17 protein-coding genes are annotated in these 17,305 nt (G+C 71.6%); 10 read left to right on the top strand and 7 right to left on the bottom strand.

Annotated features, from left to right (window positions below; genetic code table 11):
• Positions 1–40 precede the first annotated feature (40 nt).
• On the top strand, positions 41–883 hold the full coding sequence (locus tag OAW74_RS09680; protein WP_262874155.1) for an exodeoxyribonuclease III: 843 nt from the start codon (positions 41–43) through the stop codon (positions 881–883).
• 2 nt (positions 884–885) lie between these two features.
• Here OAW74_RS09680 and OAW74_RS09675 read toward each other — a convergent pair whose 3' ends face one another.
• Both OAW74_RS09675 and OAW74_RS09670 read right to left on the bottom strand, forming a co-directional pair.
• Positions 886–1,524, bottom strand: a complete 639-nt coding sequence (locus OAW74_RS09675) for a dihydrofolate reductase family protein (RefSeq protein WP_262874154.1) — start codon at positions 1,522–1,524, stop codon at positions 886–888.
• Between the two features lie 227 nt (positions 1,525–1,751).
• A complete protein-coding gene (locus OAW74_RS09670; protein ID WP_262874153.1) occupies positions 1,752–2,321 on the bottom strand; it encodes an NADPH-dependent FMN reductase in 570 nt (189 codons plus the stop codon).
• A 161-nt stretch (positions 2,322–2,482) separates the two neighbouring features.
• Between OAW74_RS09670 and OAW74_RS09665 the strand changes: the two genes are divergently transcribed.
• A complete protein-coding gene (locus OAW74_RS09665) occupies positions 2,483–3,361 on the top strand; it encodes an ABC transporter ATP-binding protein (protein ID WP_262874152.1) in 879 nt (292 codons plus the stop codon).
• Positions 3,358–4,452, top strand: coding sequence for an ABC transporter permease (locus OAW74_RS09660; RefSeq protein ID WP_262874151.1), 1,095 nt, complete (start codon positions 3,358–3,360; stop codon positions 4,450–4,452). The genes OAW74_RS09665 and OAW74_RS09660 overlap by 4 nt, the downstream gene beginning before the upstream one ends.
• On the opposite strand, the gene rraA is transcribed toward OAW74_RS09660, so the two are convergent.
• On the bottom strand, positions 4,449–4,919 hold the full coding sequence (rraA, locus tag OAW74_RS09655; RefSeq protein ID WP_262874150.1) for a ribonuclease E activity regulator RraA: 471 nt from the start codon (positions 4,917–4,919) through the stop codon (positions 4,449–4,451). The genes OAW74_RS09660 and rraA overlap by 4 nt on opposite strands.
• A gap of 166 nt (positions 4,920–5,085) precedes the next feature.
• Here rraA and OAW74_RS09650 point away from each other — a divergent pair, with 166 nt between their 5' ends.
• Complete coding sequence (locus OAW74_RS09650) at positions 5,086–5,667, top strand: nitroreductase family protein (RefSeq protein ID WP_262874149.1); 582 nt, start codon at positions 5,086–5,088, stop codon at positions 5,665–5,667.
• Between the two features lie 6 nt (positions 5,668–5,673).
• Here OAW74_RS09650 and OAW74_RS09645 read toward each other — a convergent pair whose 3' ends face one another.
• Complete coding sequence (locus OAW74_RS09645; RefSeq protein ID WP_262874148.1) at positions 5,674–6,180, bottom strand: winged helix-turn-helix domain-containing protein; 507 nt, start codon at positions 6,178–6,180, stop codon at positions 5,674–5,676.
• Positions 6,181–6,238: 58 nt separating this feature from the next.
• Between OAW74_RS09645 and OAW74_RS09640 the strand changes: the two genes are divergently transcribed.
• Positions 6,239–7,522 carry an MFS transporter gene (locus tag OAW74_RS09640; RefSeq protein ID WP_262874147.1) on the top strand — a complete coding sequence of 428 codons (1,284 nt, stop codon included), beginning with the start codon at positions 6,239–6,241 and terminating at the stop codon, positions 7,520–7,522.
• Between the two features lie 15 nt (positions 7,523–7,537).
• Here the strand turns inward: OAW74_RS09640 and OAW74_RS09635 are convergent, their stop codons facing one another.
• The 3 genes from OAW74_RS09635 to OAW74_RS09625 form a co-directional block, all read right to left on the bottom strand.
• A complete protein-coding gene (locus OAW74_RS09635; RefSeq protein ID WP_262874146.1) occupies positions 7,538–7,996 on the bottom strand; it encodes a hypothetical protein in 459 nt (152 codons plus the stop codon).
• Positions 7,997–8,022: 26 nt separating this feature from the next.
• Positions 8,023–10,227, bottom strand: coding sequence for an ATP-dependent Clp protease ATP-binding subunit (locus OAW74_RS09630; RefSeq protein ID WP_262874145.1), 2,205 nt, complete (start codon positions 10,225–10,227; stop codon positions 8,023–8,025).
• A 121-nt stretch (positions 10,228–10,348) separates the two neighbouring features.
• Positions 10,349–14,695 (bottom strand): beta strand repeat-containing protein, encoded by a 4,347-nt coding sequence (locus OAW74_RS09625; RefSeq protein ID WP_262874144.1) that lies wholly within the window; start codon positions 14,693–14,695, stop codon positions 10,349–10,351.
• A 135-nt stretch (positions 14,696–14,830) separates the two neighbouring features.
• Between OAW74_RS09625 and OAW74_RS09620 the strand changes: the two genes are divergently transcribed.
• From OAW74_RS09620 to OAW74_RS09600, 5 genes are read left to right on the top strand one after another with little or no spacing between them, the layout of a single operon-like run.
• Entirely contained in the window at positions 14,831–15,250 is a 420-nt protein-coding gene (locus OAW74_RS09620) for a DUF6916 family protein (RefSeq protein WP_262874143.1), read from the top strand.
• Complete coding sequence (locus OAW74_RS09615; RefSeq protein ID WP_262874142.1) at positions 15,247–15,723, top strand: GNAT family N-acetyltransferase; 477 nt, start codon at positions 15,247–15,249, stop codon at positions 15,721–15,723. The genes OAW74_RS09620 and OAW74_RS09615 overlap by 4 nt, the downstream gene beginning before the upstream one ends.
• Positions 15,720–16,232 carry a phage tail protein gene (locus OAW74_RS09610; RefSeq protein ID WP_262874141.1) on the top strand — a complete coding sequence of 171 codons (513 nt, stop codon included), beginning with the start codon at positions 15,720–15,722 and terminating at the stop codon, positions 16,230–16,232. Before OAW74_RS09615 ends, OAW74_RS09610 begins: the two co-directional genes overlap by 4 nt.
• Before the next feature lie 19 nt (positions 16,233–16,251).
• On the top strand, positions 16,252–16,749 hold the full coding sequence (locus OAW74_RS09605; protein ID WP_262874140.1) for a phage tail protein: 498 nt from the start codon (positions 16,252–16,254) through the stop codon (positions 16,747–16,749).
• Between the two features lie 15 nt (positions 16,750–16,764).
• A complete protein-coding gene (locus tag OAW74_RS09600; RefSeq protein WP_262874139.1) occupies positions 16,765–17,298 on the top strand; it encodes a phage tail protein in 534 nt (177 codons plus the stop codon).
• Positions 17,299–17,305: the final 7 nt, after the last annotated feature.

Genomic DNA, 17,305 nt, shown 5'->3' with positions numbered 1-17,305 from the left:
GCGGGCGGATGCTGTCGGCACCCGCCCGTAGGCTGGGTTCATGCGCTTGGCCACCTGGAACGTCAACTCCATCCGCGCGCGCGTCGCGCGCACCGTCGAGTTCGCGGTGCGCGAGCACATCGACGTGCTGGCGATGCAGGAGATCAAGTGCAAGCCCGAGCAGTTCCCCTACGGACCGTTCGAAGACGCCGGGTACCACGTCGTCGCGCACGGCCTCAGCCAGTGGAACGGCGTCGCGATCGCCAGCCGCGAGCCGATCGACGACGTGGAGCTGTCGTTCCCCGGCATGCCGGGCTTCGCGAAGGGCCACGAGGGCCCTGATGCGCCGCTCGAGGCCCGCGCGATCGGCGCGACCATCGGCGGCGTGCGGGTGTGGAGCCTCTATGTGCCCAACGGCCGCTCGCTCGACGACCCGCACTACGTCTACAAGCTCGACTGGCTGTCGGCCCTCGCCGAGCACACCCGCAGCGAGCTGGCGGCGAACCCCGACCTGGCCCTCGCGCTCGTCGGCGACTTCAACATCGCCCCGACCGACGCAGACAACGGCGACCCCACCGTGATCGAGGGCGCGTCGACCCACGTGTCGGCGCCCGAACGCGCGGCCTTCGCCGACCTCGAGGCGGCGGGTCTCGCGGACGTGGTCCGCCCCCTCGTGCCGACGGGCTTCACCTATTGGGACTACAAGCAGCTGCGCTTCCCCCGCAACGAGGGCATGCGCATCGACTTCGTGCTCGGCTCGCACGCCCTCGCCGATGCCGTCACGGGTGCGGCGATCCACCGCGACGAGCGCAAGGGCGAGATCCCGAGCGACCACGTTCCCGTCGTCGTCGACCTCGACCTGGCCGGGTCCGATGACGACGACGTCCCGATGATATTCGGCTGAGGCTACATCCCTCGGTCCTCGGCGCCCATGTCACCCGTGCGCACGGGGCCCGCGGGCGCATAGCGCAGCCGCACGGCCCCGGTCTCCGAGGTGAACGCCGACTCGACGAGCCTCAGTGTCTGCGGCGCGGAGCCCTCGGGGAACACGCGCTTTCCCCGCCCCAGCACCACGGGGTACACCCACAGGTTGAGCTCGTCGAACAGCCCCGCGTCGAGCAGCGAATGGGCGAAGTCGATGCTGCCGATCACGTGCACGTTCTCGTGCCGGTCGCGCAGCATCCCGATCTCCGTCTCGAGGTCGGGGCCGAGCTGCGTCGACCCCACCCAGTCGAGGGTCGGTGTGCCGCGCGAGGCGACGTACTTGGGGATGCGGTCGAACACCGCCGCGATGACGTTGTCGTGCTCCTGATCGAGCTGGCCCGGCCAGTACGCCGCGAAGATGTCGTAGGTGCGCCGACCCAGCAGCAGCGCGTCCATCGCCTGGATGCCGGCGATGATCTGCTCGCCACCGGAGTGGTCGGCGAACGGCGCCTGCCAGCCGCCGAACGGAAACCCGTCGCTCGGGTCTTCCTCCGGGCCGCCTGGGGCCTGCGCAACCCCGTCGAGGGTCGTGAAGATGTCGATGACGATGCGTCCGGCCATGGTGGCTCCTCCCGGCTGCGGTGGCGGCATCCGCCCCGTCGAAACCCATCGTTGCGCCCGAGACCGCCCTTGTGAACCCCGGTCTCGCCGCGCCGCCCGGGTCTCGCCACCCCACCGCCCCGAGGGGCACAGGGACGACGGATCCCCTGCCGCGAGCTGCAGTCAGGGGAGCAGCTCGCGACAGGGGACGGGGGGATGCCCGGGGGCCGAACGGCCCGGCCGGGCGCTTACGCGGCGACCTCCGCGGGCGCGTAGCGCTCGATCAGCGCGCCGAAGGCGGCCAGGTAGGCGGTCAGGAAGGCGGCGGTGCCCTCGTTGGTGACCTCGAACTCGTCGGTGATCAGCCCGGGCAGCGTCTGCACGTAGCCCTCGGGCTGGCCGAGCGTGGGAGCGTTGTAGTGGCTGAGGATGGCCTTGAGGTGCTGCTGCGCCGCGGCGGTGGCGATGCCGCCGCCCGAGGTGCCGATGACGGCGGTGGGCTTGCCGTCGAACGAGCCCTGCCCCCACGGCCGGGCCGCCCAGTCGAGGGCGTTCTTGAGCACACCGGGGATCGAGCGGCTGTACTCGGGGGTGACGATGATGACGCCGTCGACGTCGGCGATGGCCTGCTTGAAGTCGCGCGCGACCTGCGGGTAGTCGGCGTCGAAGTCGGGCGAGTAGAAGGGCAGGTCCTTGATCGGGATCTCGACCAGCGTCGTGCCCTCCGGCGCGAGACGCTCGAGCGCCTTGGCAAGGCGGCGGTTGATCGACGTCGACGAGATGCTGCCGACGATGTAGCCGATGGTGCGGGCCATCATTCCCTCTTTCAGACATGACGGCCGCCGACGACGCGGTGGCCGTCGTGGACAATCCACTCCCAGTCAACTCGACCAGTCTGAGATCCATTCCCAGGAAAGCACCTGCCACTCGGTTTGTGATCTCCCATAGGTTGGAACGACGGCGGCGAAAAGGAGAGTGGATGCTGCGCCTCGATCGAGTCAGCAAGAGCTACGGCGGGCGTCTCGTGCTCGATGAGGTCGGGTTCGAGGTGCGCCCGGGGCGGCTCACCGGGTTCGTCGGGGGCAACGGCGCCGGCAAGACCACCACGATGCGGATCATCCTCGGCGTGCTGGCCGCCGACGGCGGCGAGGTCACGCTCGACGGCTCCGCGCTGACGGCGGCCGAGCGCCGCACCTTCGGCTACATGCCGGAAGAGCGCGGGCTCTACCCCAAGATGCGCGTGCTCGAGCAGATCGTGTACCTCGCGCGCCTGCACGGCTTCGCCAAAGACGACGCGACCGACCGCGCCACGGTGCTGCTGACCAAGCTCGGCCTCGGCGAGCGCCTGAACGACAACATCGAGGCGCTGTCGCTGGGCAACCAGCAGCGCGCGCAGATCGCCGCGGCCCTCGTGCACGATCCGCGCGTGCTGATCCTCGACGAGCCGTTCTCGGGTCTCGACCCGATCGCCGTCGACGTCGTGGCGGGCGTGCTGCAGGAGAAGGCGCGCGCGGGGGCGGCGATCCTCTTCTCGTCGCACCAGCTCGACGTCGTCGAGCGCCTGTGCGACGACCTCGTCATCATCGCCGGGGGCACGATCCGTGCAGCCGGCTCGCGCGATGAGCTGCGCGCCAGATACTCCTCGTCGCGCTTCTCGCTCACGGCGCACGACCTCGACTGGCTCGCCGCCCAGGCGGGCGTCAGCGCCGTCTCGGCAGAGGGCGACACGGTCGCCTTCGACGCCGATGACGAGACGGCGCAGCGGGTGCTGCGCGAGGCCCTCGCCCGCGGGCCGGTCGCCGCGTTCGGGCCGCAGCATCCGACTCTCGCCGAGATCTTCACGGAGGTGATCCGATGACCGCGGCCACCGAGACCGCCCCGCCGTTCGCCCGGAGCGTGTGGCTGGTCGCCGCACGCGAGATCGGCGCGAAGCTGCGCAGCAAGGCGTTCCTCATCTCGACGGGCATCCTCTTCGTCGGAGCGCTGCTGCTGGTGATCTGGGGCGGGTTCCAGGCGCAGACCATCGACGGCATCGACGTCGCGGTCACGAGCGAGACGGAGGCGGCGGTCACGGGGATCCCGACCGTCACCGCGACCGTCACCGACACCGCCGATGAGGCGATCGCGCTCGTCTCGTCCGGCGAGGTCGAGGCGGCGCTCGTGCCCGAGAGCGGCGCGTTCGGCTACAAGGTCGTCGCGAACGACAGCGTGCCGACGAGCCTCATGACCCTTCTCAGCCAGACCCCGCAGGTCGAACTGCTCGAGGTCTCGGAGACCAACCCGTTCCTCGGCTACATCGCCGCGATCGGGTTCGGCGTCGTGTTCCTGCTGGCGGCGTCGCTCTTCGGCGGCACGATCGCCCAGAGCGTCGTCGAAGAGAAGCAGACGCGCGTCGTCGAGCTGCTCATCTCGGCCATCCCCACCAGGGCGCTGCTGGCCGGCAAGGTCATCGGCAACACCGTGCTGGCGATGGCCCAGATCGTGCTGCTGTCGTCGATCGCCGTCGTGGGGCTGAGCGTGACGGGTCAGACCGAGCTGCTGCAGGGCCTCGGCATGCCGATCGCGTGGTTCGCCGTGTTCTTCCTGTTCGGCTTCGTGCTGCTGGCCTCGATGTTCGCCGCGGCCGCCTCGATGGTCTCGCGGCAGGAAGACATCGGCTCGACCACCACCCCCATCACGATGCTCATCATGGCGCCGTACTTCCTGGTGATCTTCTTCTTCGACAACCCCACCGTGCTGGCGGTGCTCTCGTATGTGCCGTTCTCGGCGCCGGTCGGCATGCCGCTGCGCATGTTCCTGGGCACGGCGCAGTGGTGGGAGCCGCTGCTGTCGCTGGCGATCCTCGTCGTCACGTGCATCGTCGCGGTCGTCGTCGGCGCGAGGATCTACCAGAACTCGCTGCTGCGGATGGGAGCGCGGGTGTCGCTGAAGGAGGCGCTGAGCTCCTAGCGCCGCTCGACCAGCACGCCGTCGGCATCCGCCCACACGTGCGCGCCGGGGGTGAAGGTCACCCCCGCGATCGTCACGGGCGCGTCGACCTCGCCGACGCCGTCTTTCGCGCTCTTGCGCGGGTTGGAGCCGAGCGCCTTGACGCCCAGCGGCAGCGCCGCGATCGCCTCCCGGTCGCGGATCGCGCCGTGCACGATGACGCCCGCCCAGCCGTTCTCGACGGCGGAGGCCGCGATGAGGTCGCCGACGAGAGCCGACTCCAGCGAGCCGCCGCCGTCGATCACGAGCACGGCGCCCTCGCCGGGTGTCGCGAGGGTCGCCTTGACCAGCGCGTTGTCGCGGTGGCAGCGCACGGTGCGGGTCGGCCCGTCGAAGGCGGTGCGCCCACCGAAGTCGTGGAGCTGCAGAGCGAGCGAGTCGAGCTCGTCTCCTCGGTCGTCGTAGAGGTCGGCCGTCGCGGTGGTCATGGGTTCACGGTAATCCGAAGCGGATGCGGTGGGCACGGCGTCCTCCGGGAAAGATCGGGCGGAGTTCACGAGCGCGGAACCTGCGGGAACACTCCGCTCCCCCGCGCTGTTGATGGACAGAGGACAACGGCGTACCTCCCCCGCTGACTGATCCCCAGGAGACGCCATGAGCCTCGCCCTCGACCGTACCGCCCGCACCGACGCGCCCATTCTCGACGTGCTCGCCGAGCGCTGGAGCACCCGCGTGTTCGACGCGACCGCGCCGATCGACGAGGCGGCGCTCACGGCCGCGCTCGAGGCGGCGCGATGGGCCCCGTCGGCGAACAACTCGCAGCCGTGGCGGTTCGTCGTCGCCCGCCGGGGCTCCGCCGCGCACGCGGCGATCGTGGATGCGCTCATGGGCTTCAACCGCGCGTGGGCCGCCGACGCGGGCGCCCTGATCGTGTTCGCCACCGCGACCGCCCTCGACGGACGCCCGCTGCCGTGGGCCGCCTACGACGCCGGCCAGGCCGCCGCGCACTTCACCGTGCAGGCGCACGCCTCGGGCCTGCACACCCACCAGATGGGCGGCTTCGACCGCGCCGCGCTGGCCACGGCGTTCGGCTTCGACGGCGATCTCGCGGCCGTCACCGTGATGGCCGTCGGTGTGCTGGGAGACGTCGACGCCGCGCCCGAGGCGCTGCGCGAGCGTGAGCTGGCACCCCGCACACGGCGTCCGATCGCCGACTCGGTGCTCGTCGACGAGTGAGCCGCATCACCGTCCCGGCGGGTTGACCTCGGGCGAGGTGATGACCGCGAGCGAGTACGCCTCGCCATCGGGGTCGGGTCCTCGGTCCTTGTAGTCGTCGAACAGCGCGAGCACGCGCCGGTCGAGCTCGGCCTTGTTCTCGGCGTTCAGACGCAGTCCGAGCCAGCCGAACATCACCCGCTCCGGGTCGGCGGCGGCCAGCTGCTGCCGCACGGTCTCGAGCAGCACCTGCGGGGCATCCTCCATCGGCGCGTCCCACGAACGGCCGGTCGCGAGGTAGGGAACCTCGCGCGCTCCCCGCGCGCCGGCCCGCTCGGGCTGCGCCTCGAGGAAGCCGGTGTCGACGAGCGCGCGCACGTGGTGCAGCATCGTGCCGGGATTGACCTCGAGCAGCTCGGCGAGCTCCTTGTTGGTGCGCGCCTCGAACCGGCACAGTCTCAGCACGCGCAGCCGTAGCGGCGAGCTCAGCGCCCGCGCGCGGGCTCGCGCTTCGGCATCCGTCGCGTCGTCCATGCCGTCCACCGTACCCGCGCGATTGACTTTTCTCAATCACTCGTCAAGACTGATTGACATGTCCCAATCAGTCGAGCCGTCGGCGGATGCCGCCGCCCCCGCATCCGGCTCGCTGTGGCGCGATCGCAACTTCCTCACGATGTGGACCGGCCAGGCGCTCAGCCAGTTCGGCGCGCAGATCGTGGAGCTCGCGCTGCCCGTGCTCGCCGTGCTGCTGCTGCACGCGACCGAGTGGCAGGTGGGCCTGCTCGGAGTCGCCCAGACCGCCGCGTTCCTGCTGGTGGGGCTGCCCGCGGGCGCCTGGATCGACCGCATGCGCAAGCGCCACGTCATGATCGCCGCCGATATCGTGCGCGCCCTGGCGCTCGCCGCACTGCCGCTGCTCGCCCTCTTCGGGCACCTGCAGATGTGGCACCTCTACGCCGTCATGCTCGTGATGGGCGTGGCGACGGTCTTCTTCGACGTGTCGAACCAGTCGATCGTGCCCTCGCTCGTGCGGCCGACGCAGATCGGCGAGGCCAACGGCAAGCTGCAGTCGACCGAGCAGCTCGCGGGCCTCGCGGGGCCCGCCTTCGGCGGCTGGCTCGTGGGCGTGCTCGCCGCGCCGGTCGCGATCGTGGTGACGGTGGGCACCTATGTCGCCTCGTTCGTCGCCCTGCTGTTCACCCGCGACGACGAGAAGCTGCGCGAGCGGCACGAGCACGCCCCGCTGCTGCACGAGATCGGCGAAGGTCTGCGCTGGGTGTTCGGCAATCCGCTCCTGCGTCGCATCGTCGCGACGACCGGCGTCTCGAACCTCTTCTCCACGCTCATCTTCACGCTGATCTCGATCTTCTACCTGCGCATCATCGGGTTCAGCCCCTCCGCCATGGGGCTGCTGCTGTCGATCGGCGCCGTCGGCGGCCTCGTCGGCGCGGTGCTGACCCCCCGCATCGCCGCCCGCATCGGCGAAGCCCGCATGATCCCGATCAGCGCGATCGGCTTCAGCCTCATCATGCTGCCGATGCCGCTGGCCGCCGTGCTGCCGACCCCCGCCGCCTTCGCGCTGCTGGCGGTGCAGGGCTTCCTCTCGAGCTTCAGCGTGCTCGTCTACAACATCACCCAGGTGACGTTCCGTCAGCGCATCACGCCGCCGCGCCTGCTCGGTCGCATGAACGCGTCGATCCGCTTCTGCGTCTGGGGCGTCATGCCGCTGTCGGCCCTCGCCGCCGGCTGGCTCGGCACGTGGCTGGGCACGGTCACCACGATCTGGATCGGCGCGATCGGCTGCGCCCTCTCGGCGCTGCCCGTCGTGATCGGGCCGTTCTGGCGGATGCGGGAGCTTCCCACCGCGGCCGAGTGACCGCATCCGCCCCGGTCAGGCTCCGCGGCGGCTGCGGGCCACGCCCAACGCGGCCGCGACGATCGCCGCGATCCACGCCAGCACGGCCACCGCGAACGCGATGGCGAACACGATGACCGACGTCTCGTAGCTCATGCCGGTCCATGCCGTCAGCGCGGAGTCGAGGTGCCCGCCGTCGCCGGAATCGGGGATGCTGAGGGCGGCGACCACGAGTGCCAGCCACAGCACTCCCGTGATCGCGGCGTACGCTTCGCGCACCGAGCGCACCCGGCGCGCCGTGACGTCGAACAGGCCCACGATCGGCGGCACGAGCAGCGCCACGATGAGGATCGCGCCGTACAGGATGCCGAGCACGGCCATCCAGCCGAGCTCGGCGCCGACGAAGCCGCGCCCGGTGAACACGAAGAACGGCAGGAACACCGCCAGCACCCACTGGGCCCAGAAGACGACACGGCCGGTGCTGCTGAGCTGCATGCACCGACCGTATCGCGAGGGTCACCTCATTCGTCGAGCAGTTCGGCCTCGATGACATCGTCCTCGGGCTCGGACGCGGCCGCGGGGCCGGTGCTGGTCAGCACGAGCTGCGAGCCCGCCGCGTCGACATCGACCCTCACGACGTCGCCGTCGCGCACACCGCCCGACAGCAGCGCCATGGCGAGGCGGTCCTGGATCTCGCTCTGGATGAGCCGGCGCAGCGGCCGCGCGCCGAACACCGGGTCGTACCCGCGCTCGGCGAGCCACGCGCGTGCGTCGGGCGTGACCGCCAGGGTGAGCCTGCGGTCGCGCAGGCGCCGCTGCAGCTGATCGACCGAGAGCTCGACGATCTGCGCGAGGTCGTCTTCGGTGAGCGCCTGGAAGATCACGATGTCGTCGAGCCGGTTGACGAACTCGGGCTTGAACGCCTGGCGCACCATCGCCTGCACCGTCTCGCGCTTCTGCTCGAGCGACAGCGTCGGGTCGATCAGCACGGGCGAGCCGAGGTTCGAGGTGAGGATCAGGATGACGTTCGTGAAGTCGACCGTGCGGCCCTGGCCGTCGGTGAGGCGACCGTCGTCCATGACCTGCAGCAGCACGTCGAAGACCTCGGGGTGCGCCTTCTCGACCTCGTCGAGCAGCACGACCGAGTACGGGCGGCGCCTGACGGCCTCGGTGAGCTGACCGCCCTGCTCGTAGCCGATGTAGCCGGGAGGGGCGCCGACCAGGCGCGAGACGGAGTGCTTCTCGCCGTACTCGCTCATGTCGATGCGCACCATGGCGTGCTCATCGTCGAAGAGGAACTCCGCGAGCGCCTTGGCCAGCTCGGTCTTGCCGACGCCGGTCGGACCGAGAAAGAGGAACGAGCCGGTGGGCCGGTTCGGGTCGGCGATGCCGGCGCGCGAGCGCCGCACCGCATCCGCCACGGCCTTGACGGCGTCCTTCTGGCCGATCAGGCGCCGGCCGAGCTCCCGCTCGAGGTGCAGCAGCTTCTCGGTCTCGCCCTGCATGAGCCTTCCGACCGGGATGCCGGTCCAGGCGGCGATGACGGCCGCGATGTCTTCATCGGTGACCTGGTCGTTCACCATGCGCTCACCCTCGGCCGGCTCGGCACCCTCGGCGTCGGCGATGCGACGCTCGAGGGCGGGGATCTCGGCGTAGTACAGCCGCGACGCCTTCTCGAGGTTGCCTTCGCGCTGCGCACGCTCGGCGTCGCTGCGAGCCTGGTCGAGCTGGGTCTTCAGCTCGCCGACGAGGTTCAGCGACGCGCGCTCGCGCTCCCACCGCGCCTGCAGCTCCTTCAGCCGCGACTCCTCGGCCTGCAGCGTCTGCTGCAGCACCGCCTTGCGCTCCCTCGACGCGTCGTCCTTCTCTTTCTTCAGCGCCAGCTCTTCGAGCTTGAGCCGGTCGACGTGCCGGCGCAGCTCGTCGATCTCCAGCGGCGCCGAGTCGATCTCCATGCGCAGCCGCGACGCGGCCTCGTCGATGAGGTCGATGGCCTTGTCGGGGAGCTGCCGCGAGGGGATGTAGCGGCTTGACAGGGATGCCGCGGCCACGAGCGCTCCGTCGGCGATCGCGACCTTGTGGTGCGCCTCGTAGCGCTCCTTGAGTCCGCGGAGGATCGCGATGGTGTCTTCGACGCTGGGCTCGCCGACGTAGACCTGCTGGAATCGGCGCTCGAGCGCGGCATCCTTCTCGATGAACTCGCGGTACTCGTTGAGCGTCGTCGCGCCGATGAGGCGCAGCTCGCCGCGGGCGAGCATGGGCTTGAGCATGTTGGAGGCCGCGACCGACCCCTCGCCGCCGCCCGCGCCCATGAGCACGTGCAGCTCGTCGATGAACGTGATGACGCGCCCATCGGATTCGGTGATCTCTTTGAGCACGCTCTTGAGGCGCTCCTCGAACTGGCCGCGGTACATCGCGCCGGCCACGAGCGCAGAGATGTCGAGGGTGACGAGCTCTTTGTCTTTGAGCGACTCGGCCACGTCGCCCGCGACGATGCGCTGGGCGAGCCCCTCGACGACGGCCGTCTTGCCGACGCCGGGCTCGCCGATGAGCACGGGGTTGTTCTTCGTGCGGCGGGTGAGCACCTGGCTGACGCGGCGGATCTCGCTGTCTCGGCCGATGACGGGGTCGAGCTTGCCCTGGCGCGCGCGGTCGGTGAGGTTGATGCCGAACTGCTCGAGGGCGCTGCCCTGCTCCTCCTGCCCGGGCATGGGTTGTGCGTTCATGTGTCTCCTTGAAAACCTGCGCGACTCAAAGTTGAGTCGCTGTGGCTCAAGTTTAGCATCGGCGCTCGGGCGCGGCAATGCTCCGCCCCCGCGTCGTGCGCGAGGGCGGAGCACCGTCCGATCAGCTGCGGCGCGTGCGACGCTCTCGACGCGCCATGACGATCGCCGCAGCCCCGGCGATCAGCAGCGCCAGGGCGCTCAGCATCCCCGCCGCCGGCAGCACGCCGCCGGTCGCACCGAGCTCGTCATCGACGTTCGCACCCGAGCCCTCGCTGCCGTCGTCACCGTCGTCGGTCGCCGCGGCGACCACCGTCGTGGCGGCACTGATCACGCGCGCCGTGCCGTCGTCGCCGATGCCGGCCGCGGCGAGCACGTGCGAGCCGGGAGTGATGCCGGCGGGCACCGTCACCGTCAGCGCGAACGAGCCGTCGGCTGCGGCGACCGCGGTGCCCAGCGCCGTCGGTGTGGAGTAGATGCCGACGTTCACGGTCGCGCCCGGCAGGTACCCCGTGCCCGACACCGCGACGCGGTCGCCCGGATGCAGCTGCCCCGGCACCCCCGCAAGCGCGCCGTCGGGCGTCGGCGCAGTCGCCGGCAGGGCGACCTCGTCGCGCACCTCGATCTCGACGGTCGTCGAATCGCTGCCGTACGCGTTCGTCGCGGTCACCGTGACGCGCACGGTGCCGGCGTCGCCGAGGCCGGGCGTGCCCGTCAGCACGGCCGTGCCGTCACCGGCGTCGGTGAGCGAGAGCCAGGTGGGCAGGCCCGTCGCGGTGATGCCCGCGTCCGGCACGCCGTCTGCGGTGACGGTCACGGTGTGCGCGGCACCTGCCAGCACGCTCGCCGGGGCGACGGCGTCGAGCACCGGCACGGTGCCGACCTCGAGGGTGGCCGTCTCCGTGATCGCGCTGCCGCTGCCGTTGGTGAAGACGGCGCGGTAGTCGCCGGCATCAGCGAGCGCGGCCGTGAACGCGAGCGTCGTCGCCGTGGCACCGGCGAGGTCGGTCCATGACCCGCCGACCGATCGCTGCCACTGCACCGTAGGAGCGGGGAAGCCCGAAGCCGACGCCGTCAGTTCGACGTCGTCGCCGACGACCTTCGCGGCATCCGCCGGGTCGGTGGTGACCGCGGGCGCCTCGTTCACCGTGAGCGTGAACGACTGCTGCACCGATCCGGTCGAGTTCTCGGCTTCGAGCTCGAGAGCGTAGACGCCGCCCGTGCCGGCATCCGGCGTGCCGGCGATCGCGGCGGTGCCGGGGGCGCCCTGGGTGAACGAGAGCCCCGCGGGCAGCGTGCCCGAGGCGAGCGAGAACGTCACGTCGTCGGGGTGACCGGCCGAGGCCGCGGGCTCGAATCGCCCTGCCGTGCCCGCGGTGAAGGCCACGGCATCCGCGCTGGTGAACTCCGGCGCGGCGGTCACCGCCAGCACGAGGGTCTGCGCGGCCGAGTCCAGGGCGTTGACGGCCGTGAGGTCGATGTCGAACTCACCGGCAGAGGTGGGGGTTCCCGCGATCGTCGCGGTGCCGTCGCCGTTGTCGGTGAGCGAGAGTCCCGCCGGCAGGATCGGCGCGGTGATCGCCGGAGCGGGGCGGCCGCTCGTGCGCACCGTGAACGAGAAGCTCGCATCGCGCGCGGCCGTCGCCGTCGCCGCGCTCGTGATCGCGGGGCGCTGCGACACCCGGATGGTCGCCGACGACGACGCGCTGCCGGCCGCGTTATCGGCGTGCACCGTGACGGCGTAGGTCAGCGGGGCGCCGGCGGCAGCAGTGGCCGCGACCGTTCCTTCGATCGTGCCGCCGCCGGCGGCGGGGGCGAACACGAGTCCTGCGGGCAGGCCGTCGAGGGTGACCGCCGGCGCCGGCACGCCGAGCGCCGAGACGGTCAGTGCGACCGACGCACCGGCGGTGATGTCCCAGGTCTCCGCCGCCACGGGGGTGGTGATCGAGGGCGGCAGCTGCACGTCGAGGACCGCGGCGTCGGTGGCGACGCTGTCGACGGTGTTCGTGAACACCGCCCGGTAGCTGCCCGCATCGCCGAGGGCGGCGGTCAGGCGCAGGGTGGTCGAGGTCGCCGAGGGGATGTCGGTCCACGTGCCACCGACCGACTTCTGCCATCTCACGGTCGGCGCCGGGTAGCCGGATGCCGCCGCCGACAGCTCGACGGTCGCCCCGACGGTCGCCGTGGCGTCGGTCGGTTCGGTCGTGACGGCCGGAGCCTCGTGCACGGTCAGGGTGAACGGCTGGGTCGCCGAACCGGTGGAGTTCTGCGCCTCGAGCACGACCGGGTAGCGGCCGCCCGTGCCCGTCGAGGGGGTTCCGGAGAACTCCGCCGTTCCCGCCGCCCCCGGCGTGAACGACACCCCGGAGGGCAGGGTGCCCGAGGCGAGCGAGAAGGCCACGTCGTCGGGGTGGCCGGGATCTGCCGTCGGGGCGAATACGCCGGCCGAGCCGACCGTGAACGTCGCGGCATCGGCGCTCGAGAAAGACGGCGCCGCGTTCACGGTGAGCCGGAGCGTCTGATCCGAGGTGCCGGCCGCGTTCGTCGCTGCCACGGTGATCGCGTGGACGCCCGCGGCGGTGGGCGTGCCGCTGATGGTCGCGGTGCCGTCGTGGTTGTCGACGGCGGCCACTCCGGCGGGCAGATCAGTGATCGTGATCGCGGGAGTCGGGCGTCCGGTCGCGCGCACCGTGAACGAGAACGCCTCGCCGCGCGCGGCGCTTGCCGCAGAGGCGCTGGTGAGCGAGGGACGCTCCGAGACGCGGATGCCGGCACTCGCCGTCGCCGATCCGCCTCGGTTCGACGCCGACACCGTCACAGGGTGGGTGACCGGTGCGCCGACACCGCCGACGGGGTCGATCTTGCCGACGATCGAGCCGCCGCCCGTCGCCGCCGCGAAGGCGAGTCCATCGGGCAGCCCGGTGACGCCGACGGTCGGAGCGGGTGCACCCGAGACCGAGACGGCGAGGTCGACGTCGTCTCCGGCGATGACGTCCCACGTCTCGCCGGCCAGCGGACGGCTGATCGCCGGGGCAGAGACCAGCGACACCGTCACCGTCGCGGTGGCGCTGCCGCCGGCGACGGTCGCCGTCGCGCTGCCGGAGCCGTCGGCCGCGGCGGGGGTGTAGGTCACCGTCGCCTCTCCCGCGCTCATGGTCGTCGCCGAAGAGACCGCGGCGCCGCTCGGCGCGACCGACGCCCAGTTCACGGGGGCGCCCTCGAACGCGGTCAGGTCGGCTGCTGCGACCGCGACACCCGCCGAGTCGGTGCGCAGCGATGCGCGCAGCGCGGCGGTCTCGTCGGAGAAGATCGCGGCAGGCGTCGCCGACGCCGAGAGCTTCAGATACGGGGCCGTCACGGCGTTCACCGCGCCGCCGCATCCGCTCGCGCCGGGGGCGCCGTTGCAGCCCCACCAGTTGCGCACCGCGTCGATCGAGTTCGAGGTCGCCCCTCGCACCGCAGTGCCGCCGTCTTCGAACCGGTTGAAGCGCGCCGTCGCGGAACCGGCGGCGACCTCGAACGACCGGGCGCCGGGCGAGGTGTTTCCCGTGAAGACGTTCCTGCTGACGGTCGCGGTGCCGCTCTGCTGCCAGATCGCTCCGCCGCGACCGGTCGCCGTGCCGGCCGCCGTGTTGCCCGTGAAGACATTGCCCTCGATCGCGATCGTCGCCGCCGAGCCGGTGTCGGCGCCGTAGCCGATCGCACTGCCGCCGCCGAGTGCGGCCGTCGACGTCACGGCGTTGCCGGTGAACGTCGACCCGGTGACGGTGAACGCCTCGCGCGGCGCGCCCGTCGCGAGATAGAACACCGCACCGCCCGGGGCGACCCCGGTGCTGTTGTCGCGGAAGGTCGAACGCTCGATGGTGAGCGTGCCGCCCATGAACTGCACGGCGCCGCCGGGGCTGGCCGAGTCGGTCACGCCCGCGGTGTTGTCGGCGAACACCGCGTCGCGGATCACGAGGGTGTCGCCGGCATCCGTGCGCCCGGAGCCGGCGATGATCGCGCCGCCGCCGTAGACGCTGTCTCGGCCGCCGGTGAGAGTCAGGCCGGCGAGCGTCACCGAGACGCCGCCGACGAGGTCGGGGTCGAGGGTCATGAGCTGCTCTGCACCGTCGCCGACGATCTTGGTCGCCGCAGCCCCCGCTCCCGTGACGGTGATCTCGGTGCCGCTGTCGGTGCCGAACTCGAGGGCACCCGCGGTGAGCGTGTAGGTGCCGGCCGGCACCGTCACCGCGGCGCCGCCGAGGTTGTCGGCCACGCACAGCGCGGTGCGCAGGGTCACGGTGGCCGGCACGGCGACGACCGCATCACTGGTGCAGGCGCCGGCGGGGTCGCCGTCGGCCGTCGTGGTGACGGCGATGGTGGTCGTGGCCGCCAGGGCGGGCGCGGTGGCGAGCCCGGCGGTGCCGATGCCGAGCGCGACGGCGAGAGTCAGCGCGACAGAGCGCACACGCAGACGGGCAACCGCCATGGAAACCCCCAAGATTTCGACGATACGAGCCAGAGCCTAGCGGTGCGCCGAGCCTTTGCACGCCAGATATTGCGGTGGGGCGAAATCATGAGGCCGCTCTCATGTGCGGTAGTGTCCCGCTCGGAGGTGTGCGCTATGGGGCCGATCGTCGACCGCCGAACCGTGCTGGGGGCCGCTGTGGGAGTGGCCGCGCTCGGCGCGGTCGCCGTGCCCGCATCCGCGGCGCCGCGATCCGCCCGCAGCACGGCGACGCCGTCGACGACGGGCGACCCCGATCTGCCGGTGCGCTCCGATTTCGACGGCCGTGTCGGCGAGCGCTACACCGCGCTGTCGCCGTGGGGTACGGCATCGCTGGTGCTCGATGAAGTGGCCGATCTGCCCGGGGCGCCGGCCGGGTCGGAGAACGCCTACAGCCTGCTCTTCTCCGCCGACGCCGGCGACGCCCGCGACGCGATCTACCGGCTCACCTCCGCCTCCGGCGCCGAGCACGTGCTCTTCCTCGTGCGAGCCGGCGGCGCCTCGACGCTCGAGGCGACCGTGGACCGCACCCGATGATCGCGGTCGACACGGTGCGCGTCACGACGATCGCCGACCCCGCCGTCTCCGCGGTGCTCGACGCGCACTGCGACGCGCAGTTCGCCGCCTTCCCCTCCGAACTGCGCGAGAGCCTCGTCAGCCAGCAGCGAGCCGCGCGCCTGGGCGCCTTCGCCGCGGCTCACCCGGCGGCGCAGGCCTGGATCGCCGGTGACGCTGCCGGCTACGCGATCGTCGATCTCAGCGGTGGCGACGGCATCCGCCTGGTCGATCTGATCGTCCACCCCGCGCACCGCGGCGGAGGGATGGCGCGGATGCTGCTGCGCGAGGTGACCGCCGAGGCGGACGCCGCCGGGCGCGCCGTAGACCTGACGGTCGAACCCGGCAGCGTGGCCGAGGCGATGTACCTGCGGCGAGGATTCTGCGGCGCGCCGGCGGTCGGCGCGCATCGCGCGCTGCGCCGCGAGCCGATCGAGAACGGAGCAGAACGATGAGCACCCCGTATGTCGGCGAGATCCGTCAGTTCGCGGGAAACTTCGCCCCGGCCGGCTGGGCGTTCTGCGACGGTTCGCTGGTGCAGATCGCCGACAACGACACGCTGTTCCAGCTCATCGGCACGACCTACGGCGGCGACGGGCAGACGACGTTCGCCCTCCCCGACCTGCGCGGACGCGCCGCCATCGGCCGGGGCGCCGGGCCCGGCCTGAGCACGCGCACCATCGGCGAGACGACAGGCGTCGAGTCGGTGACGCTCGCGGTCACCCAGCTTCCCGCGCATTCGCACGTGCCGACAGCGGCGGCGGCCGCCGGCTCGAACAGCGCCGCCGGCGCGGTGTGGGCCGCGCAGCCGACCGACGCGTTCTCACCGGCGACACCCGGGGCCGCGCTCTCGCCCACGGCGATCAGCGTGCAGGGCGGATCCCAACCGCACGACAACATGCCGCCCTACGTCGTGGTGAACCACATCATCTCGCTGTACGGCATCTACCCGTCGCAGACGTGAGAGCGAGAGGAGACAGCCGATGAGCGAACCCTTCATGGGCGAGATCCGGCGCGCGGCCTTCGGCTTCGCGCCGAAGGGCTGGGCGCTGTGCGAAGGCCAGCTGCTGACGATCAACCAGAACCAGGCCCTCTTCTCGCTGCTGGGCACGACCTACGGCGGCAACGGGCAGACGAACTTCGCCCTGCCCGACCTGCGCGGTCGCATCCCCTTCGCCGTCGGCGACGGCATCGACCAGGGCGAGCGGGGCGGAGAAGAGGCACACACCCTCCGCGCGAACGAGATGCCGATCCACACTCATCAGGTCACCGCCTCTTCGGCACAGGCCACCACGACCGACCCCACCGGGGCCGTGTGGGCAGGCACGCCCCAACCGGCGTACGGCACGGGGGCGAGCACGACGATGGCAGCCGCCGGCGTCGCGTCGACGGGCGGATCCCAGCCGCACGAGAACATGCCGCCGGTCCTGGCGGTCACCTACATGATCGCCACCGCAGGCATCTACCCCTCGCGAGACTGATCGGAACCCGATGCCATGAGTGATCCCTTCGTCGCCGAGATCCGCACCGTCGGCTTCAACTTCGCGCCCCGCGGCTGGGCGCTGTGCTCGGGTCAGCTGCTGCCGATCTCGCAGAACACCGCACTGTTCTCACTGCTGGGCACGACCTACGGCGGCGACGGCAGGTCCACCTTCGCGCTGCCGAACCTCAACGGCGCGATGGCGATCGCCCCTGGGCAGGGGCCCGGCCTTTCTCAGCGCGACCTCGGCGAGACCTCGGGTTCTGCCACCGTGACGCTCCTCGAATCAGAGATCCCCGCGCACACGCACGGGGCTCGCGCGGTCGCCGGAGCCGCGACGACGGGAGACCCGGCCGGAGCCACGTGGGCGAACCCTCGCTATGGGCGCGTCACGCGCCCCGCCTATGCAGCAGCCGGCTCCTCACCGACGACGATGTCGCCACAGGCGCTGACGATCGCGGGCGGCTCCCAGCCGCACAACAACCTGCCGCCCTACCTCGGCATGTACTTCGTGATCGCCCTGCAGGGCGTCTACCCGCCGCGCGGCTAGCTGCGAC

It is taken from the genome of Microbacterium fluvii, assembly GCF_025515205.1.
GTDB classification, from domain to species: domain Bacteria; phylum Actinomycetota; class Actinomycetes; order Actinomycetales; family Microbacteriaceae; genus Microbacterium; species Microbacterium fluvii.
The sequence above is the reverse complement of the archived record's forward strand: the minus strand, read 5'-3'. Positions and strand labels throughout refer to the sequence as shown.

Excerpts from the sequence above, each read along its gene's own strand:
- OAW74_RS09645 (WP_262874148.1), bottom strand. The coding sequence starts at position 6,180 with ATGGACGACGCGACGGATGCCGAAGCGCGAGCCCGCGCGCGGGCGCTG.
- OAW74_RS09620 (WP_262874143.1), top strand. The coding sequence starts at position 14,831 with ATGGGGCCGATCGTCGACCGCCGAACCGTGCTGGGGGCCGCTGTGGGA.
- OAW74_RS09675 (WP_262874154.1), bottom strand. The coding sequence starts at position 1,524 with ATGGCCGGACGCATCGTCATCGACATCTTCACGACCCTCGACGGGGTT.
- OAW74_RS09635 (WP_262874146.1), bottom strand. The coding sequence starts at position 7,996 with ATGCAGCTCAGCAGCACCGGCCGTGTCGTCTTCTGGGCCCAGTGGGTG.
- rraA (WP_262874150.1), bottom strand. The coding sequence starts at position 4,919 with ATGACCACCGCGACGGCCGACCTCTACGACGACCGAGGAGACGAGCTC.
- OAW74_RS09600 (WP_262874139.1), top strand. The coding sequence starts at position 16,765 with ATGAGTGATCCCTTCGTCGCCGAGATCCGCACCGTCGGCTTCAACTTC.
- OAW74_RS09605 (WP_262874140.1), top strand. The coding sequence starts at position 16,252 with ATGAGCGAACCCTTCATGGGCGAGATCCGGCGCGCGGCCTTCGGCTTC.
- OAW74_RS09665 (WP_262874152.1), top strand. The coding sequence starts at position 2,483 with ATGCTGCGCCTCGATCGAGTCAGCAAGAGCTACGGCGGGCGTCTCGTG.
- OAW74_RS09650 (WP_262874149.1), top strand. The coding sequence starts at position 5,086 with ATGAGCCTCGCCCTCGACCGTACCGCCCGCACCGACGCGCCCATTCTC.
- OAW74_RS09660 (WP_262874151.1), top strand. The coding sequence starts at position 3,358 with ATGACCGCGGCCACCGAGACCGCCCCGCCGTTCGCCCGGAGCGTGTGG.
- OAW74_RS09630 (WP_262874145.1), bottom strand. The coding sequence starts at position 10,227 with ATGAACGCACAACCCATGCCCGGGCAGGAGGAGCAGGGCAGCGCCCTC.
- OAW74_RS09610 (WP_262874141.1), top strand. The coding sequence starts at position 15,720 with ATGAGCACCCCGTATGTCGGCGAGATCCGTCAGTTCGCGGGAAACTTC.
- OAW74_RS09670 (WP_262874153.1), bottom strand. The coding sequence starts at position 2,321 with ATGATGGCCCGCACCATCGGCTACATCGTCGGCAGCATCTCGTCGACG.
- OAW74_RS09615 (WP_262874142.1), top strand. The coding sequence starts at position 15,247 with ATGATCGCGGTCGACACGGTGCGCGTCACGACGATCGCCGACCCCGCC.
- OAW74_RS09680 (WP_262874155.1), top strand. The coding sequence starts at position 41 with ATGCGCTTGGCCACCTGGAACGTCAACTCCATCCGCGCGCGCGTCGCG.
- OAW74_RS09640 (WP_262874147.1), top strand. The coding sequence starts at position 6,239 with ATGTCCCAATCAGTCGAGCCGTCGGCGGATGCCGCCGCCCCCGCATCC.
- OAW74_RS09625 (WP_262874144.1), bottom strand. The coding sequence starts at position 14,695 with ATGGCGGTTGCCCGTCTGCGTGTGCGCTCTGTCGCGCTGACTCTCGCC.